We start from the raw sequence: 18,338 nt of genomic DNA on the forward strand, positions 1-18,338 counted from the left end.
GACAGGGCGAAGGCATAATCCGTTACTCACTGAAAACAGAGGCACTATGACCAGGGCGCTAATCATCTCAGGGCATCCGAACCTGAAAGAATCTATCGCAAACGCAACCATTCTTACCGCGGTCGCTGCCGCGCTGCCTGAAGCAGAAATCCGCTATCTCGATTCGCTGTATCCCGATTATCGTTTTGATATCGAGGCGGAACAGCAGGCTTTACGTTGTGCGGATGTGATTGTCTGGCAGTTCCCGTTTTCATGGTATGCCCTTCCCGGGCTGATGAAGCTGTGGATTGATGAAGTGTTCCTGTACGGCTTCTCGCACGGTTCAACCAGCAAACTTAACGGCAAAAAGCTGCTGCTGTCGTTTACAACGGGTGCGCCGCAGGAAGCCTTCAGTACAGAAGGATGGTTTGGGCACGATCTGGACGACTACCTTCTGCCCTTCAGAACAACCGCCGGGCTGTGCAATCTGGAGCTGCTGCCGCCGATTCACACCAGCGGAGTCAGCTACACGGCGCGAATTGAGGAAAGTCAGATTAGTCAGCAAAAAGAGGCGGCGCGGGAACATGCCGCGCGGCTGGTGGCAGCTATTAAAGCACTGAGCTAAAAGCCGCGGCCAGTGCATAAGACGTTAACCCCGCTGAGAATTCACAGCGAAATCAACATCCCACGTCAGCGATAAGTTAGCGATAAGAACGAGAAAGCCCCTGAGTCAGGGGCTTTTGCTGGTAATCACGTTAAGAAAAGTGACTTAGGGTAAATAAAACACCGACGGCAGCTCGCTGCTGACCGGGCTGTGATCCGCATTGGACGGCATCAGCTCGCTCATCGACCGCCACCAGCGCTGGCACACCTCCGTGGCAGCCACCGCGCTCCAGCGCTCCTCGGATTCGATCTCCACATACGCAAACAGCAGATTGCGTGAGGCATCAAGGAAAATGCTGTAGTTGTGCGCCCCGTGATCCTTCAGCGTTTGCGCCAGCTCGGGCCAGATTGGGCTGTGCCGCTGCTGGTACGCCTGATGCTTGTCAGGATGCACCTGCATCACAAACGCCTTACGCAACATGAGAGTGCTTCGCTTCCAGCGCCGCCGCCCACGGTTTAACCCCGAAACGCTCACCCAGGGCGATCAGCTCCTCGGTGGTAATGCTCTGCCTCATTCCGCCCATCGACAGCACTTTCACCACTACCTCCGACGATTTCTCGGCGGTATCGATCAGACCAAAGGTTTCATCCAGCGTCGGCCCGGTGCCGAAAATACCGTGGAACGGCCACATCACCAGCGTATGAGAAGCCATCTGTTCGGCGGTTTTGGTGCCGATACCGTCAGTGCCCGGCACCATCCACGGCACAATACCCACACCGTCCGGGAACACCACCAGGCACTCGGTGCTGCCTTCCCACAGCAGGCGGGTAAAGCTGGCGGCGTTAAGTTCAGCCACGTAGCTCAGCGCCATAAAGTTGGTGGCGTGGCAGTGCATAATCACCCGATCCGCGCCGTTGGAAACTTTCTTACGCACGCTGTGCGACTGGAAGTGCGAGGCCAGCTCAGAGGTCGGCACACCGCCGTTGCTCAGTCCCCAGTGAATGGTATAGGCCCGGCCGTCGGCGCTGACGCGCAGCAGCACCAGGTTATCGGCCGGATCGAGCTGTACGTTACGGAAAAACTTGCCTGAACCGGTCACCAGGAACCAGCAGTTTGCCAGCTCCGGCGCGGGCTGGCTGAGTTCCAGCGTGCGCGGTTCGGCATAGAAATCAGCGGCGAACGGCTGCACTTCTTCGTCCAGCAGGCGCAGCGAAACGTTGCCGCCGTTGCGTTCGTCCCAGCCCTTCAGCCACATATCACTGGTTGCTTTGACCATGCCCTGGACAAACCAGGAGTTGAGTATCTGATGCATGTTTTTACCCTTAACGTTGGCTGAGAATCTGTTGTTCATAATGACGGACGTCGCCTAACCAGCTGGCACCCGCCGGGACATCATGGCGCAGGCACCAGGCTTCCCATACCGCCTGCCACGGCAGGGATTTCTGCTCTTCCAGCAGCGCCAGGCGCGCCGTGTAATCCCCCTCAAGCTCCAGCTTTTTCAGCTGGTCGACCGGCTCCAGCAGCGCCCGCAGCAGCGCTTTTTTCGCATTGCGCGTGCCGATAACCCAGGCGGCGATGCGGTTGATCGAGGCATCGAAGAAGTCCAGCCCGATATGCACTTTGTCAAACAGCTTCTGGCGGACAATTTCGCTGGCGATCGCCTGAGTTTCATCATCCAGCAGCACCACGTGGTCGCTGTCCCAGCGCACCGGGCGGCTGACGTGCAGCAGCAGGCGCGGCACGTAGAGCATGGCGGTAGAAATCTTGTCGGAAATCACTTCGGTCGGATGGAAATGCCCGGCGTCCAGGGTCAGCGCGGTCTGGCGGCTGGCGGCATAGCCGAGGCAGAATTCGTTAGAGCCGACGGTATAGCTCTCGGCACCGATGCCGAACAGTTTGCTTTCCACCGCGTCGATATGGTGCGCCGGGTTCAGTTTTTCTCTGATAATTTCATCCAGCGAGTTCATCAGGCGCTGGCGCGGAGCCAGGCGATCCACCGTCAGATCCTTCATGCCGTCCGGCACCCAGATATTCATCACCGACGGCGTGCCCAGCTGTTCCCCAAACCACGCGGAGATTTTGCGGCTGGCCTTGCAGTGGTCGATCCAGAACTGGCGGATTTCCGCGTTGGCATGCGCCAGGGTAAAGCCGTCGGCGCTTAACTCGTGCGAGAAACAGGTCGGGTTAAAATCCAGCCCGATTTTCTGCTGCTTCGCCCACGCCACCCAGCCGGCAAAATGCTCGGGTTTGATTTCGTGGCGATCCACCGCCTGCTCGCTTTCCAGATAGATAGCGTGCAGATTCAGCCGCTTCGGACCGGGGATCAGCGCCATAGCCTGTTCCAGATCGGCGCGCAGTTCTTCCGCGCTGCGGGCGCGGCCCGGATAGTTGCCGGTTGCCTGAATGCCGCCGGTCAGCGCGCCCTGCGGGTTTTCAAAACCGCGCACGTCATCGCCCTGCCAGCAGTGCATGGAAACCGGCAGGCGATCGAGCTGCGCCAGTGCGGCCTCCACATCAATACCGATATCGGCAAAGCGCTGCTTAGCCAGCGCGAAAGCCTGTTCAATAGCCTGGGTCATATACATAGCTCCTTATCTGAATGGGTCAGTGCCTGAAAGCGCGCCTGACTGCGGCGAAACGCCTCACTGCCCTGGAAATCGAAACGAATGAGAGGGAAATTATGGTTAATCAGCTGGCGGAAAGCGCTGACATCCGCCACATCGCCAGCGGCAATCAGCTGACAGCCGATATTGCCGAGCGTGGAGGCTTCAACCGGCCCGGCATACACCGGGATACCGCAGGCGTTGGCGCACAGCTGGTTAAGAAACTGGTTCTGGCAGCCGCCGCCGACAATATGCAGCTGGCTGAATGCCCTGCCGCGCAGGCGTTCCAGCTGCTGCAGGACTTCCCGGTAGTACAGCGCCAGGCTGTCGAAAATGCAGCGGGCCAGCTCGGCGGGCGTGGCGGGAACCAGCATCGCCTGTTCGGCACAGGCGTCCTGAATTTCTCGCACCATGCTGGCCGGATTCAGGAAGCGGTCGTCATTGGGATTGATCAGCCACTGGCATACCGGCTGCCGTTCGGCATCGGCAATCAGCTGGCAGAGATCGTCAATCGCCAGCTCGTCACACACGCGCTGCAGCAGCCACAGCCCCATAATGTTTTTCAGCACCCGATAGCGGCCTTCGGCACCGCCTTCGTTGGTGATATTGGCAGCCTGCGCCGCCCTGGAAGTAAACGGCTCGCGGCTCTCAAAGCCCATCAGTGACCACGTGCCCGAACTGAGGTACGCCGCCTGCGCATCGGCCAGCGGGGCCGCCAGTACCGCACTGGCGGTATCATGGGTGGCGACGGCAATCACCGGGATCGCCTGCCCGGACGGACTGTGCCAGTGCCCCACCTTGCGCCCCGGCTGGGACGGCTGTCCGAACCACGCCGGATTTGCTCCGGTCCAGTTCAACAAATCGCGATCCCATTCGCCGCTGCGGATGTTCAGCAGCTGGGTGGTGGTGGCGTTGGTGTATTCCCAGTTCAGCTTGCCGGTCAGGCGGAAGTGCAGATAGTCCGGGATCAGCAGCGCATGTGCCACGCGTGACAGTTCAGGCTGATTGTCGCGGCACAGCGCGCGTAGCTGATAAAGGGTGTTAAACGGCAGAAACTGAATGCCGGTGCGCTGATAAATATTCTCATGGCCCAGTTCGCGTGCAGCTTCGGCCATCACCCCGTGAGTACGATCGTCGCGGTAGGCAATCTGCAGCCCGACGCGCTCCCCCTGCTCATCCAGCAGCACATAGTCCACGCCCCAGGTATCAATCCCGATACTGTCCACCCGGATACCCTGGCGATCCAGCGTCTCCAGCGCGGCAACGATAAAGTCTTCCAGCGCATCCAGATTCCAGCACTGGTGATTATCGACGCTGATCAGCTGGTTCACACAGCGGCTCACCTCTTTGAGGGTAATGCTCTGGCTGTGCAGATCGTGGCGGGCCAGAATAACGCGACCGCTTGATGCGCCAAGGTCAACGGCCACAAGGTGACGAACAGTCATATGATTTACTTCCTGATGATTCGATGTCACCAGTGTAAAACAGCGCGATTTTGCCACCTTCTTGCTACTGCCAGCACATTTCCCCTGCTGGCAGGATGGCAAAGATGAACGTGAAGCAGTTCACATTTTCACATCCTGAACCCGTTGCAGAGCGGGATGTGATGCCTGCCGCATTTTTCAATGTTTCCGCTCATTTCTTTAAAAATTAGCGCCCTGGCGAAGATTTACTGTCAAAAATTCAAGGTGGCAACGTTCACGGCTTCGTACACTCTGTTGCTGGCATGTTACGAGGAAACAATCATGACCGTGTTACACAGCGCCGATTTCTTCCCCTCCGGGCACTGCCCGGTTGCTATCGAACCTCGAGCACCGCAGGGGGCGTTCCCGGAGCATCATCACGATGACTTTCATGAAATTGTGATCGTCGAACAGGGTGCCGGTATCCACGTTTTTAACGGCCAGTCGCAGCCGCTGTGCAGCGGCTGCGTTTGCTTCGTGCGTAATCATGACCGCCATATGTATGAGCAAACGGACAACCTGACGCTGACCAACGTGCTGTATCGCGGGCCGGAGTCATTCCGTTTTCTCACCGGGCTTCAGCACCTGCTGCCCGCCGAGCATGACGGGGTTTATCCGTCGCACTGGCGCATCGGTAATAAAGTGCTGGCGCAGGCCAGGCAGCTGATTGACGGACTGGTCGCTTCACCTTCCCCGGCGGGCATTGCCGGGCAGGCGGAACAGGAGATGCGCTTTATGCAGCTGCTGGTGCTGCTGCATCAGGGCCGCAGCGCGGCGCAGAGCGACGATCAGGACAGCCGCCTGCGTGCGCTGCTCGACTGGCTGGCCGACCATTACAGCGAAGAGGTTGACTGGGAAAATCTGGCGGACAGCTTTTCACTGTCCCTGCGTACCCTGCATCGCCAGCTGAAGCAGCAGACCGGCAGTACGCCGCAGCGCTACCTCAACCGCCTGCGCCTGCTGGAGGCGCGCCACCTGCTGCGCCACAGTGAAATGCGGGTGACGGATATTGCCTTCCACTGCGGTTTTGGTGACAGCAATCACTTTTCTACGCTGTTTAAACGGGAGTTTGGCTGCTCTCCGCGTACACTGCGGCAAAATGACTGAAAAGGACATGCATGGTGACTGCCCCTCTGCGGCTGGCCAAAGCCGACTATATTCCTTCCGAACAGATGCCGGTTGCGGTTGCCGAGCGCACGCCGCAGCCCTCCTTTTCGCCCCACGTTCACGAATTTAATGAGATCGTGCTGGTCTGGCGCGGTAACGGCCTGCACGTCATGAACGATCGTCCCTGGCCGGTAACCTGCGGGGATATCTTTTATCTGCACGCCGACGACTGCCACAGCTACGAGTCGGTGCAGGATCTGGTGCTGGACAATATTATCTACTGCCCGGAACGCTTTCAGCTGGCGCTGGACTGGCAGCAGCTGCTGCCTGCCCGCAACGAAGGATGCTGGCGGCTGACCACGCGTGGTATGGCGCTGGCGCGCGGGGTGATTAAGCAGCTGGAGGTGGAGAGCCGCAAAAGCGACCTGCTCTCAAGGCAGCTGACCGAAGCGCTGTTTTTACAGCTGGCATTGATACTACAACGCCATCGCTACGCCTCCGATCTGCCGTGGCAGTTGCCGGAAGGCGAACAGCTGGACCTGCTGATGGCCGCCATTCAGGGGCATACCGCCAGCCCGTTCGATCTGGCCACGTTCTGCCAACAGCATCGCCTGTCCGAACGGGCGCTGAAGCAGCTTTTCCGCCAGCAAACCGGCATGACCATTGGCCACTATCTGCGCCAGCTGCAGCTGTGTCAGGCAAAATATCTGCTGCGCAGCGGCGATCTGCTGATTGGTGAAGTGGCCTCGCGCTGCGGCTTTGATGACAGTAACTACTTCTCGGTGGTGTTCACCCGCGAAACCGGCTTTACCCCCAGCGCCTGGCGCCAGCGTTTTATCAGCGGCGGCGAGGCGCATCGGCTGCATAACGCAAAAGGCTGACCCGAGGGTCAGCCTTTTGTGACGCTGTAACGAATTTACGACACCATTCCCATCCCGACAATGTTGGCCGCGAGGATAATGACCACGCAGCCCACGCTCAGCACGCGAACCGGTCTGCGCCCAACGTTGCTCCACTCCTTCAGCAACAGCCCCACCAGCCCGCCGCACAGCACGTAGAAGCTCATATGCAGCATCCAGCTGACGAAATCGTACTGTGCCGGAATGCGGGCATGGCCCCAGGCATAGAAGAAGAACTGCAGATACCACATCGTCCCGCCGAGCAGCGACAATCCGATGTTGGAGATAAGCAGCGGTTTTGCCACCGAGAAGTCGGCTTTAACCGACAGGTTAGATTTGGTTGCCAGGCGAATAAAGCAGTAGCCGAGGTTGATCAGCGCCCCGCCGCCCATAATCACCACATAGCTCGGCAGCGCCACGTAAAGCGGGTCGATACCTGCGGCGGCAGCGGCCTCGTGCATCGGTTTGGCCGCATCCATCGCGAAGGACATACCGGCAGAGAAAATGCCGCACAGCACCGCCAGCACCAGGCCTTTCTTCAGGTTAAAGTCCTCCGCCGCTATGCCCATCGCCCGCTCTTTCAGCAGTCCTGCACGGGAAACGATCGCCACCCCAATCAGCGCCACCAGCACACCCAGCAGCGTCAGACGACCGCCGGTGGAACTGAACAGCTCAACGAAGCGCCCCTGTAATAGCGGCGTCATCAGCGTGCCAACCACCAGCGTAATGCCGATGGCAATGCCGATACCCATCGACATGCCGAGGTAGCGCATGGTCAAACCGTAGTTAATGTTACCGATGCCCCACATCGCGCCAAACAGAAATACCGGCATCAGCTGGGAGAGAGAGAACGAACTGTAGTAGCCCCAGAAGCTGGGCAGCAGCATGGCGCTGATCGCCCACGGCAGGATAATCCACGACATCACCCCGCCCACTGACCACATGGTTTCCCACGACCAGTTGCGGACCTTCTTTAGCGGAGCATAAAAGCAGGCGGCGCTGGCCGCACCGACCAGATGCCACAGAATACCCGAGAGAATGGCTTCACTCATTTTGTTTTCCTTCGTTGTTGTTTGCCCTGTATGACGAAGGAGTCTACGGATAAGCGCCACCGGGCAACCTTACGCTGGCTGCCCCACCGGCGGCAGATCTGGCAAAATTCAGCGCCTTCAGCCGACCTCGATCACAATTCGCTTATCTGATGCCCGGCCACTGCATTCACTCGGGTTTTACGTTAAGTTGCTCATATTTATCATTAAATATAAAAAATGCCAGATCGGTCAGCCGCTTCTTTTCGTTTTTGCCACCCGGCTCTCATTGCTGGCAGCCAGTTCAAGGTGATTGCGCCACAGCTGTTGCACTTTCTAAGACCTGTAACAGTTATTCCGCTGTTAATTAACACACCGATAAAAAATGCGTCACGGAGAACCTGCCATGAACCCAGTTCAGCAACAAATGTATATCAACGGTCAGTTTGTCGAGAATCGCTCCGATCGCTGGATAGATGTGATCAACCCGGCCACCGAGGTGCTGCTGTCGCGCATTCCCGAAGGTAGCGTTGAGGATGCGCAGCGGGCGATCGATGCCGCAGCGCTGGCTCAGCCGGGCTGGGAGGCGTTACCGGCGATTGAACGCGGAAACTGGCTGCGTAAAATCGCCGCAGGCGTGCGCCAGCGCGCGGCAGAGCTGACCGCCACTATCGTTGCCGAAGGCGGAAAAACCCAGGAACTGGCCGAAACCGAGGTGTTCTTCACCGCCGACTACCTCGATTATATGGCCGAGTGGGCGCGCCGCTACGAAGGTGAGATCGTGCAGAGCGATCGCCCGCAGGAAAATATTCTGGTGTTCAAAAAAGCCATTGGCGTCACCACCGGAATACTGCCGTGGAACTTCCCGTTCTTCCTGATTGCCCGCAAGGCGGCTCCGGCGCTGCTGACCGGTAATACCATTGTGATCAAGCCCAGCGAACTGACGCCGAATAACGCCATTATCTTCGCCGAAATCGTTAATGAGATCGGCCTGCCCGCCGGGGTATTTAACCTCGTGACCGGCTACGGCCCGGTAATCGGCCAGGAGCTGGCGGCCAACCCGAAAGTGGGCCTGGTCAGCCTGACCGGCAGCGTAAACGCCGGGATCGCCACGATGAAAGCAGCGGCGCAGAACGTCACCAAGGTGTCGTTAGAGCTGGGCGGCAAAGCCCCGGCTATCGTGATGAACGATGCGGATTTAGACCTGGCGGTGAAGGCCATCGTTGCCTCACGCATGATCAACACCGGACAGGTGTGCAACTGCGCCGAGCGTCTCTACGTGCAGGAAGGAGTTTACGATGAAGTGGTTAAGCGCCTGGCCGCAGCGTTTGAGCAGGTTAAATTTGGCGATCCCGCCACGCAAAAAGGGCTGGATATGGGCCCACTGATCACCGCCGCAGCCCTGCAGCGCGTGGAGCAGAAAGTCGCCGATGCGGTGGCGGCAGGCGCAACGGTGGTCACCGGCGGCAAACGCGCAGGCAGCAGCGGTTTCTTCTTTGAACCCACCCTGCTGACCAACGTTAACCAACAGATGAACATTATGCAGGAAGAGACGTTCGGCCCGGTGCTGCCGGTGATGAAGTTCAGCACCTTCGATGAAGTTATCGCGCTGGCTAACGACAGCGAGTACGGTCTGACTTCGTCGATCTTCACGCAAAACCTGAATACCGCCATGCAGGCGCTGAAGCAGCTGAAGTTTGGCGAAACCTATATCAACCGCGAAAACTTCGAGGCGATGCAGGGCTTCCACGCCGGTTGGCGTAAATCCGGCATTGGCGGTGCCGACGGCCGCCACGGCCTGGAAGAGTATCTGCAGACCCACGTTGCCTATCTGCAATATCAGTAAATGATTTGACGCGGCATCTTCACACCCGAGATGCCGCCTCTCTGTGCTTACCCTGTCAAACTGATGTATTTATTCGGCAGCGCAATCTTCTGTGCTCTTCACATTCCTGACACATCGCCGTGTTCATTCTGCTCCGCAACGTTCCTGTTCAATCCTTCAATTCTTTCTACTCCGATATGTTCACTTTCCACGTCGTTATGTTCCTGACGCATATCGTTATCAGATCAACTCGCTAAGCCGCCTTCATGCATTTTGATATGTTTTTCTGACAGCGCTTATCACTTCGGGAAATAACATGAATAAAGCACTTCTTAGCGGCCTGATTAGCGGTCTGGTGATTGCCACCACCGTTTCGGCTAATGCAGCGGAAAAACTGCCGGAAACGGTGAATATCGGCTATCAGAAAGCCAACATCTTCGCCCTGCTGAAATATCGCGGCACGCTGGATGAACAGTTTAAAAAACAGGGGATCGCGGTGAAGTGGGTTGAATTCCCTGCCGGTCCGCAGATGCTGGAAGGCCTGAACGTTGGCAGTATCGATCTGGCCGCTACGGGCGATGCGCCGCCTACCTTTGCCCAGGCCGCGAAAGCCGACCTCGTGTACCTCGGCCACTCTCCGGCGAACCCGAAAACGGAAGCGATTGTCGTTCCCGAGAATTCCCCGGTGAAATCGGTTGCCGATCTGAAAGGCAAGCGCGTGGCACTGAATAAAGGCTCGGACGTCAACTATCTGCTGGTTCGTGCGCTCGAAGATGCCGGGCTGAGCTATAAGGATATCACCCCGGTTTATCTGCCCCCGGCGGATGCCCGCGCCGCCTTCCAGCGCGGTGCGGTTGATGCCTGGGTGATCTGGGACCCGTTCCTCTCTGAGGTGGAAACCAACGCCAAAGCGCGGCTGGTGAGAAACGCCGAAGGACTGGTGCCGCACTACACCTTCTATCTTGCCAGCCGCAAGTTTGCCGATACATGGCCGCAAACCGCTAAGCAGGTCGTAGATGAGTTAGGCACACTCAGCCAGTGGGCAAACGGTCATCCGCAGGAGGCGGCGAAGATCCTCTCAACCTCTACCGGACTGCCGGAACCCATCTGGCAGCGGGCGCTGGCGAGAATGCCGTACGGCGCAGAACGCATGACCCCGGAGGTATTTGCTGAACAGCAGGCGCTGGCGGACAAGTTTACCCAGATTGGCCTGCTGCCGGTGAAAGTGGACGTCAGCAGCGCAACCTGGTCGCTGGATAAGTAATTTTTATTGCCGGTTGCCAGCGACTTTGCCGGGCAGCAATGCCCGGTCAATGCGCTGACGGCCGGCTCAGGCGCTGGCCTTGCTGTCTCCGGCGGGCAATATCGATCTCCACCGCCAGCTTAATTTCATCCTTCTGCGATTCTATCTCGCTGATGTCCTGCTCCATGCTTTCAAGCTGCGCTTCCAGCGCTTTGATTTTAAACGGATCGCGTTCATATTTCAGCATCACTTCCGGCTCGATCATTTTTATTTTGATATCCTGGATGCGCTTATTATGCGGTTCGGTTTTCTCGTTTATTATTCTGAGTTTTTCGTTATACCAGAGCAGACTTTCATTGACCTGCGCCAGACCGGTGTTGGCCTCGGACAGCACGTTGGCCACCGCCGTTGAAACCGGCCCGGGGGGGTTATTTCTTTTCGCCGACAGCTTCATCAACAGGCCAGACAGCACGATGACCGGCACGGCGACATAAGTTAAATAGACGCCAACGTAGGTCACGGTAAGTAACGTCAGAACATAAAGAATCAACGTTGAGTAGAAAACATACTTTGAGAATGCGTGCATGCTGCTGACCAGTGTGGGTTGGCTGTATATCAGGAGCCTGAAATTTTGCTACAGGCCGGGTATGTCGTCCAGCCGTTTCTCAGGCGTGAAATGACCGGCGAATTTGCCGGGCAGCAATGCCCGGCAGGACAACGAAGATTACTGTCGGTTTATCATAAATTTGATGTTTTTTGTCATGCCTTTATACGGCTTATTGGGTTCGTATTTCCAGCCCGAAATGGCATTCACCGCTTCCCGGTTAAACGCGCCATTAGCCGTATCAGACACCACTACCGGATTAATCACATTGCCGTTAGCGTCGACATCGTACGACAGCATGACATCGCCCGTAAGTCGTTGATGAAACGCAGCCGCTGGGTAAGCGGGCCGTTTTATCGCTATCGGCGATGGCACCTCTCCGCGGCTATCATTGTTACCCTGCGTACAGGCGGCTAATAACGCGCAAAAAAGCAGAAGTGTGAATTTATGCATTAAATAGTCCCTTATCGTAAAACAATCAATAACCTGAGCAAGACAGGAAAACAGCATAACAGAAAAACTCGCGATAACATGGCGTAGCTTGCTCACTGCGGAAGTTGATCCCCTTCAAACAATCACAAATTCCTATGCCTGAAATTCTGAATTTTGTTGCACAACCCGGCACCTTCTCTCACGATAAGTAGAACGTTCTACTAAAACGTTCTACTCACAATAATAGTGCACAATGTGCGCAGAATAATGGTCGGTAATCGGGGGAAATCGGGATGAGACTGTTATCAGGGTTTATTAAATCGCTATCAAAGCTGTCGATGATTGGCCGCGCGCTAATGCTGCCCATCTCACTGCTGCCTGCCGCCGGCCTGCTGCTGGCGTTCGGTGATAAGTTCCACCTGCCGCTGATGATGAACGCGGGCGGGGTGATCTTCGACAACCTGCCGCTGCTGTTTGCCATCGGTTCGGCGGTTGGCCTGGCGTCGGAATCGGGTATCGCTGCCCTTTCCGCCGCCGTATCGGTGTTTATTACCAACATTACTATCGGAACCGTGCTGTCCATTACGCCGGAAATGGCTTCACAGGGCGGAAAGTATGCAATGGTGGTTGGTATCCCCACCCTGCAAATGGGCGTATTCGGCGGGCTGATCTGCGGTATTCTCGCCGCCTGGTGCTATAACCGTTTCCATACGCTACAGCTGCCGGAATTCCTCGGTTTCTTCTCCGGGAAACGCTTCGTGGCGATTGCTACTGCGTTTATGTCGTTTATTCTCGGCCTGCTGCTGCCCTATGTCTGGCAGCATATCCAGGCGGGTATCGATGCCCTGTCGGTGATCGTCAACGGTGATAATCAGGCGGCGTCGACCTTTATCTTTGGTCTGGTGGAACGCGCGCTGATCCCGCTTGGCCTGCACCATATCTGGTATCCGTCGTTCTGGTACTCGTTCGGCGACTACACCACGCAGGCCGGTCAGGTGATCCACGGCGACCAGACAATCTGGTTCAAAATGCTGGAAGAAGGCACCAAGTCATTCAGCAGCAGCACCTATCAGAATGCCGGTAAGTTTATGCAGGGCGAGTTCCCGCTGATGCTGTTTGCGCTGCCCGCGGCCTGTCTGGCGATGTATCACGAAGCGCACACTAAAAACAAAAAAATCGCCGCCGGTATTCTGTTCTCCGCCGCACTGACCTGCTTCCTGACCGGCATTACCGAGCCGGTTGAGTTCACCTTCATTTTTGTTGCGCCGATTCTGTACGTCTTCAACGCCATCATGGCCGGTCTGGCCTATATGTGCATGTATCTGCTGCATGCGCATATCGCCAAGTCCTTCTCCGCCGGTCTGATCGACTACATCTCCTTCGGTATCCTGCCGTCGTTTAACGGCTATCAGACCAACTTCCTCAGCGCGGTGATGATTGGTGTGCCGATGGCGCTGATTTACTACTTTACCTTCCGCTTTGTCATCCGCCGCTTTGACGTGAAAACGCCCGGCCGCACGGAAGTCTCGGCGAATGCCAGCGATAAGAGCGATGACGAGCTGGTTAGCGAAATTATCGGCCTGCTGGGCGGAGCGAAAAATATCGATTCCGTCGGTTCCTGCATTACCCGTCTGCGTATCGAAGTGCTGAACGGCGATCGCGTGGATAAAGAGGGGTTGAACAGCGTAGGCGCACGCGGCGTGGTGTTTGTCGGCGACAAGGGCGTGCAGGTTATTTTCGGTGCTCGTGCGCAGTTTATCGCCCAGGCGATGTCGACAACGCTTGGCAAATAGCCCGGTGCTGTTAAGGTAGCTAAGCCTCCCGTATTCGTACGGGAGGCTTTATTGTTTCCGACTGATTATTCTGGTGTTTCAGGGAGCGAGTTTGAAAAAGGTCAGCATTATTGATGTCGCTAAACTGGCGGGCGTTTCCGTCTCGACCGTGTCGCTGGTGCTGCGCCAGAAGGGAAAAATATCCGAGGCGACCATCGAACGCGTGCACTCGGCGATTAATGAGCTGGACTACGTGCATAATGTCGCCGCCGCAAACCTGCGTTCCAATACCTCAAATCTGATTGGGCTGATTCTGCGCGATTTCAGCGATAGCTTTTCCATTAAGGTGATGGCCAGCATCGTAAAAGAGCTGGAAAGCCAGGGCTTTATGGTGTTCCTCGGCCAGCCGCAGGATGACCAACAGCATCTGGAGCGCTGCCTGCTCTCTTTCAAACAGCAGGGCGTGGCGGGCGTGATCTATCTTGCCAGTGATGCCACGACCGACCGACTGCCGGAACAACTCTGCCAGTACCCGCTGCCGCTGGTGGTGGTGTCGCAGGCGCTGCCGGAACAGCCTTGTAATCTGGTGATGCGCGATAACCGCCAGGCGGCCAGTCTGGCAACCCGCCACCTGATTGAGCGCGGGCACCGCAACATTGCCTATATCGGCGGAATGGAAAACGATCGGGTGCGCCACCAGCGCCTGCTGGGCATGCACGGCGCACTGAAGCAGAACGGGCTGGCGCTGCGCGATGAGTTCACCCCCGCCTGCCTGGAAAGCACCCATTCGGTCAGCGTGGCCACCCGTCAGCTGTTAGAGAAAAACAATACGATTACCGCACTGCTTTGCCATTCCCCGACGGCGATAATCGGTGCGATCGGCGGCATTCATCAGGTGGGGCGTACCGTCGGTAAGGACGTGTTCCTGACCCAGCAGGTAGCGCTAATCGGCTTTGAGGATATGCTGCACGTTAATCTCACCTCGCCATCGTTTACCTATGTCTCCTCAGCCAGTGAGGAGACCGGTCGCCAGGCGGCGGGGCTGATGATGCGCAAACTGAAAGAGCCGGAGCTGCAAACCCAGCGCATCACCTTATCCGGCCAGCTGGTGATACAACAATCCGCCTGAAGCACCACCCGTCAGCATTAGCGCAGATTTTTGTGCACCGATTCCTGCCCACAGGCTAACGGCAGGCCGCAACCATCGCCGTTAACCGCTGACGGACACGCCAAAATTTATTCTAGCGCCCTTTCTTCTTGCGCCCCGGCTGAGTGAAACGCTTGCGCCCGGCAGCAGCTCCCGCTCCGGCACTTTTCTCGCCCGACTTAGCTCCCGGTTTGGCTCCGGCAGGTTTTTTCTGCGGGGAGGATTTCGGCGGTGACTTTTTAGCCGAGGCGTCTTCCGAGCTGGAGTCTTCGATCAGTTTGAACAGGTCGATCAGTTCGTCATCGGTCAGATCGCGCCATTCGCCCGGCGGCACGCCCTTCAGGCTGACGTTCATGATTCGCGTACGTTCCAGCTTGGTCACTTCATAGCCGAAGTGCTCGGCCATACGGCGGATCTGGCGGTTAAGACCCTGAACCAGAATGATGCGGAAAACGAAGGTCGACTCTTTCTTCACCTTACATTTCTTGGTCACCGTGCCCAGCATCGGCACCCCGGCACCCAGCCCGCGAATAAACTCTTCGGTAACCGGCTTGTTGACAGTCACCAGGTACTCTTTCTCGTGGTTGTTACCGGCACGCAGGATCTTGTTGACCAGGTCGCCGTGGTTGGTCAGGAAGATCAGCCCCTGCGAGTCTTTATCCAGTCGGCCGATGGGGAAAATGCGCTTGCTGTGGTTAACGAAATCAACAATGTTGTCTTTCTCGCCGTCTTCGGTGGTACTGACGATGCCCACCGGTTTATTCAGCGCAATCAGCACCAGATCTTCGGCATCGCGCGGCTCTATCAGCTGACCGTTAACTTTAACAACATCACCGTCCGACACCCGATCGCCCACCGTGGCGCGCTTGCCGTTGATAAAAACATTTCCCTGTTCGATATAGCGGTCGGCATCGCGGCGAGAGCAGATTCCGCTTTCGCTGATGTATTTATTAAGACGTGTCGTTGAGTTGGTCAGCATGTTACCCCCGTGCAAAAAAGCGGACTATACCTTACCGCCGGGCAAGCCTGGAGTAAAAAATGCAGATTTTGTTGAAAGCGCGGTATTCCGCCGCCGCGGAGCCGTTTTTCTGGTCTGGCGACGGGGAATACCGTGCTTTAATATTGAATAAAAAACAGGCTTACTGCCCCTGTTCTTCCGGCCCGGAGCAAGAAGCCAACAGCTGGCGAGCAACGCTTTCTGCATGTTCGGCCACCTGCGGCAGCCCCATCAGTTCACCGAAGCGGCCGCGCGCGGCGGGGCCAGCCACGTAAAGGTGCAGATTCGGTGCGCCAAAGCGATTAATGGTCTGCGAACGGCCGTTAACCTTAATGCCCAGCGCCAGCTCGTCCGGCTGGATCACACCGTCCAGCGCCAGCTGGTGCAGCAGCGCATCGCTTTGCAGCAGCCCGCCGTGCGCCGGTCCGGTGGTGACAATCAGGCGATCGACCTTCAGGGTACGGACTTCGCCTCGACGGGAACGTAAATCCAGCTGGATCGCGTTCTTTTCCGTCGTAATGGACTGCAAACGCGCGGCCAGCACCTGCAGCTGTCCGCTGCTCTGCCACTGTTCCAGCACCGCATTGACCTGCGGGGCGATGCGGTAGCGGTGAACATCCCACCACGGGCGTAAATGTCGCAGGAAACGCCGCTGTTCGGAGAGCGACAGCTGCTGCCAGATGGCCTGACCGTTCTGGCGGATATCATCCAGCACCAGCTGCCACGGCAGCCCTTCTGCGGCGGCACGCTTCACCTCACGACGAATGCGACGCAGCCAGCCGAGTGCAGAATCCTGCTGCGGAACAGCGTAATCCAGCACTCTCGGCTCAAAGCTGCCGCTGAGATTAGAACGCGGCAGCAGGCCACGGCGTGAAAAGGCCACAATCGGCCCACGATGACCGTGACGGTGTAACGTTGCCACGGTATCGGCCATGGTCAGACCGCTGCCAATAATCGCAATGGATTCATCAGGCGCGATATCCGCCAGCGCGTTGTTACGCCACGGATCGGCAACCAGTCCCGGATGCCCTTCCAGCGCCAGCGCAATGGCGCGCGGCAGTGCGGGCGGCGGATGGCTGATTGCCAGTACCAGCTCATCCACCCGCAGTCGTTCACCGCTGGCGGTAATGACTTCACCGTTTTCCAGCGCCACGGCGCGGTCGCGCAGATGGCGCAGAACCACCGGTGACTGCCTTTGCGCTTCGGCAAACAGCCCGGCGATGTAGCCGGCGAACTGACCACGCTGCGGATACACCCGCCCGTCCTGCCAGCGTGCCGCCGGGTCAGCATCGTAAGCCGCCGAGGCACGGAACCAGCGGTCAAAGTCGCCCTGTTCCGCAGCGGTCAGCTGCATGCGGTCAGCGGGCACGTTAATGCGGTGCGCCGGATCGCGGCTGCCGTAGGCCACGCCCTGCGCCACGCCGTCGCGCGGTTCAATTACCGTGACCTTCAGCCCGGCATGGCCGCCGCGCGCCAGATGGATGGCCAGCGCGGTGCCGCTGAAACCGCCACCGACGATCGCGATATGGCGATCAGCCATGCGCCAGTTCCCGCTCTTTCTGCCGCTCCAGCTCGCGCACCAGCGGAATAACCTCGCGACCAAAGAACTCCACCTCTTCCTGGAAGTGCAGGAAGCCCAGCAGCATCAGGCTCACACCCGCTTCTTTCAGCGCGATAATGCGTTCGGCGATCTGCTGCGGCGTGCCGATCAGATTGGTTTTGAAACCGTCGTTGTACTGCACCAGATCCTCCAGGGTGGATTTTGCCCAGTTGCCTTCACCTTCCGGCGAGGCGCTGCCAGCGTTTTTCACTTCGTGCTGGAAGCCTTTTACCGCATCCGGGTTGGCGTGGTCGAGGATCTCCTGCAGCACCTGCTGTGCTTCCTCCTCGCTGTCGCGGGCGATAACAAAGCCGTTGACGCCGACTTTAACCTGGTGCTGATTATAGGCCGCCTTGCGTTGAATATCCTCCACCTGCTGACGAATACCCTCCACGGTATTGCCGTTGGTGAAGTACCAGTCCGACACGCGTGAGGCCATATCGCGAGCGGCGCGGGAACTGCCGCCCTGGAAAATTTCCGGGCGCGGCGACAGCGGCTTCGGCTTCAGCGAATAATCGCGGTAGCGGTAGAAATCGCCGGCAAAGGTAAAGCTCTCCTCCTGCCAGATGCCTTTCAGGCAGCGGATAAATTCTTCCGACCGCAGGTAGCGCTCTTCGTGATCCAGCCATGGCTCACCGATGGCTTTGAACTCGCCACGGAACCAGCCGCTGACGATGTTAACCGCGATGCGCGCATTGCTCAGATGGCTGATGGTAGCGATCTGCTTGGCGGCCAGCGTCGGGTTCCACGGACCGGGCAGCAGCGCGGCAATCACCTTCAGTTTTTCCGTCGCGCCCAGCAGCCCCTGTGAAAAGCTGACCGACTCATGCTGGTTATCCGCGCCGTATCCGGCAGTAAAGCGGATCTGGGTCAGCGCGTAATCAAACCCGGCGCGTTCGGCAATCTGCGCCAGCTTGCGATTGTAGTCAAAGTCCCAGCTGGTGCGCTGCGGGATATTACTGATCACCAGGCCGCCGGACACGTTCGGTACCCAGTAGGCGAATTGAATAGGTTGTTGGCTCATTGTTGTTCTCC

At 57.7% G+C, this 18,338-nt stretch carries 17 protein-coding genes; 7 read left to right on the forward strand and 10 right to left on the reverse strand.

Annotated features, from left to right (window positions below; genetic code table 11):
* Positions 1 to 46: 46 nt before the first annotated feature.
* Positions 47 to 604 (forward strand): NAD(P)H-dependent oxidoreductase, encoded by a 558-nt coding sequence (locus IBT47_RS01980; protein WP_200558925.1) that lies wholly within the window; start codon positions 47 to 49, stop codon positions 602 to 604.
* 144 nt (positions 605 to 748) lie between these two features.
* On the opposite strand, the gene rhaM is transcribed toward IBT47_RS01980, so the two are convergent.
* From rhaM to rhaB, 4 genes are read right to left on the reverse strand one after another with little or no spacing between them, the layout of a single operon-like run.
* A complete protein-coding gene (gene rhaM / locus IBT47_RS01985; RefSeq protein ID WP_105593730.1) occupies positions 749 to 1,063 on the reverse strand; it encodes an L-rhamnose mutarotase in 315 nt (104 codons plus the stop codon).
* Complete coding sequence (rhaD, locus tag IBT47_RS01990; RefSeq protein WP_200558926.1) at positions 1,053 to 1,895, reverse strand: rhamnulose-1-phosphate aldolase; 843 nt, start codon at positions 1,893 to 1,895, stop codon at positions 1,053 to 1,055. Before rhaD ends, rhaM begins: the two co-directional genes overlap by 11 nt.
* 10 nt (positions 1,896 to 1,905) lie before the next feature.
* Positions 1,906 to 3,162 (reverse strand): L-rhamnose isomerase, encoded by a 1,257-nt coding sequence (locus IBT47_RS01995; RefSeq protein ID WP_200558927.1) that lies wholly within the window; start codon positions 3,160 to 3,162, stop codon positions 1,906 to 1,908.
* Entirely contained in the window at positions 3,159 to 4,631 is a 1,473-nt protein-coding gene (gene rhaB, locus IBT47_RS02000; RefSeq protein WP_200558928.1) for a rhamnulokinase, read from the reverse strand. The genes IBT47_RS01995 and rhaB overlap by 4 nt, the downstream gene beginning before the upstream one ends.
* Before the next feature lie 300 nt (positions 4,632 to 4,931).
* Between rhaB and rhaS the strand changes: the two genes are divergently transcribed.
* Both rhaS and rhaR read left to right on the forward strand, forming a co-directional pair.
* Positions 4,932 to 5,756 carry an HTH-type transcriptional activator RhaS gene (gene rhaS / locus IBT47_RS02005; protein ID WP_200558929.1) on the forward strand — a complete coding sequence of 275 codons (825 nt, stop codon included), beginning with the start codon at positions 4,932 to 4,934 and terminating at the stop codon, positions 5,754 to 5,756.
* Positions 5,757 to 5,767: 11 nt separating this feature from the next.
* Positions 5,768 to 6,637 carry an HTH-type transcriptional activator RhaR gene (gene rhaR, locus IBT47_RS02010; protein ID WP_200558930.1) on the forward strand — a complete coding sequence of 290 codons (870 nt, stop codon included), beginning with the start codon at positions 5,768 to 5,770 and terminating at the stop codon, positions 6,635 to 6,637.
* 35 nt (positions 6,638 to 6,672) lie between these two features.
* Here rhaR and rhaT read toward each other — a convergent pair whose 3' ends face one another.
* A complete protein-coding gene (rhaT, locus tag IBT47_RS02015; RefSeq protein ID WP_200558931.1) occupies positions 6,673 to 7,707 on the reverse strand; it encodes an L-rhamnose/proton symporter RhaT in 1,035 nt (344 codons plus the stop codon).
* 382 nt (positions 7,708 to 8,089) lie between these two features.
* Between rhaT and aldA the strand changes: the two genes are divergently transcribed.
* Positions 8,090 to 9,529 (forward strand): aldehyde dehydrogenase, encoded by a 1,440-nt coding sequence (gene aldA / locus IBT47_RS02020; protein ID WP_200558932.1) that lies wholly within the window; start codon positions 8,090 to 8,092, stop codon positions 9,527 to 9,529.
* Positions 9,530 to 9,824: 295 nt separating this feature from the next.
* Positions 9,825 to 10,772: a sulfonate ABC transporter substrate-binding protein gene (locus IBT47_RS02025; protein WP_200558933.1), complete on the forward strand. Its 948-nt coding sequence runs from the start codon at positions 9,825 to 9,827 to the stop codon at positions 10,770 to 10,772.
* Positions 10,773 to 10,818: 46 nt separating this feature from the next.
* Here the strand turns inward: IBT47_RS02025 and IBT47_RS02030 are convergent, their stop codons facing one another.
* On the reverse strand, positions 10,819 to 11,337 hold the full coding sequence (locus tag IBT47_RS02030) for a hypothetical protein (RefSeq protein ID WP_200558934.1): 519 nt from the start codon (positions 11,335 to 11,337) through the stop codon (positions 10,819 to 10,821).
* A gap of 138 nt (positions 11,338 to 11,475) precedes the next feature.
* Positions 11,476 to 11,904 (reverse strand): TonB family protein, encoded by a 429-nt coding sequence (locus IBT47_RS27205; RefSeq protein ID WP_200558935.1) that lies wholly within the window; start codon positions 11,902 to 11,904, stop codon positions 11,476 to 11,478.
* Between the two features lie 176 nt (positions 11,905 to 12,080).
* Here IBT47_RS27205 and IBT47_RS02040 point away from each other — a divergent pair, with 176 nt between their 5' ends.
* Complete coding sequence (locus tag IBT47_RS02040; protein ID WP_200558936.1) at positions 12,081 to 13,580, forward strand: PTS transporter subunit EIIC; 1,500 nt, start codon at positions 12,081 to 12,083, stop codon at positions 13,578 to 13,580.
* Positions 13,581 to 13,671: 91 nt separating this feature from the next.
* Positions 13,672 to 14,688, forward strand: a complete 1,017-nt coding sequence (gene malI, locus IBT47_RS02045; RefSeq protein WP_200558937.1) for a Mal regulon transcriptional regulator MalI — start codon at positions 13,672 to 13,674, stop codon at positions 14,686 to 14,688.
* Positions 14,689 to 14,800: 112 nt separating this feature from the next.
* Here the strand turns inward: malI and rluF are convergent, their stop codons facing one another.
* The 3 genes from rluF to sfnG form a co-directional block, all read right to left on the reverse strand.
* Complete coding sequence (rluF, locus tag IBT47_RS02050; RefSeq protein WP_200558938.1) at positions 14,801 to 15,685, reverse strand: 23S rRNA pseudouridine(2604) synthase RluF; 885 nt, start codon at positions 15,683 to 15,685, stop codon at positions 14,801 to 14,803.
* Between the two features lie 160 nt (positions 15,686 to 15,845).
* Positions 15,846 to 17,243 (reverse strand): FAD/NAD(P)-binding protein, encoded by a 1,398-nt coding sequence (locus IBT47_RS02055; RefSeq protein ID WP_200558939.1) that lies wholly within the window; start codon positions 17,241 to 17,243, stop codon positions 15,846 to 15,848.
* The gene (sfnG, locus tag IBT47_RS02060) at positions 17,236 to 18,327 is read right to left on the reverse strand and encodes a dimethylsulfone monooxygenase SfnG (protein ID WP_200558940.1); all 1,092 of its coding nucleotides are present in this window, start codon (positions 18,325 to 18,327) and stop codon (positions 17,236 to 17,238) included. The genes IBT47_RS02055 and sfnG overlap by 8 nt, the downstream gene beginning before the upstream one ends.
* Positions 18,328 to 18,338: the final 11 nt, after the last annotated feature.

The organism is Erwinia sp. S43, from assembly GCF_016624745.1.
GTDB classification, from domain to species: domain Bacteria; phylum Pseudomonadota; class Gammaproteobacteria; order Enterobacterales; family Enterobacteriaceae; genus Erwinia; species Erwinia coffeiphila.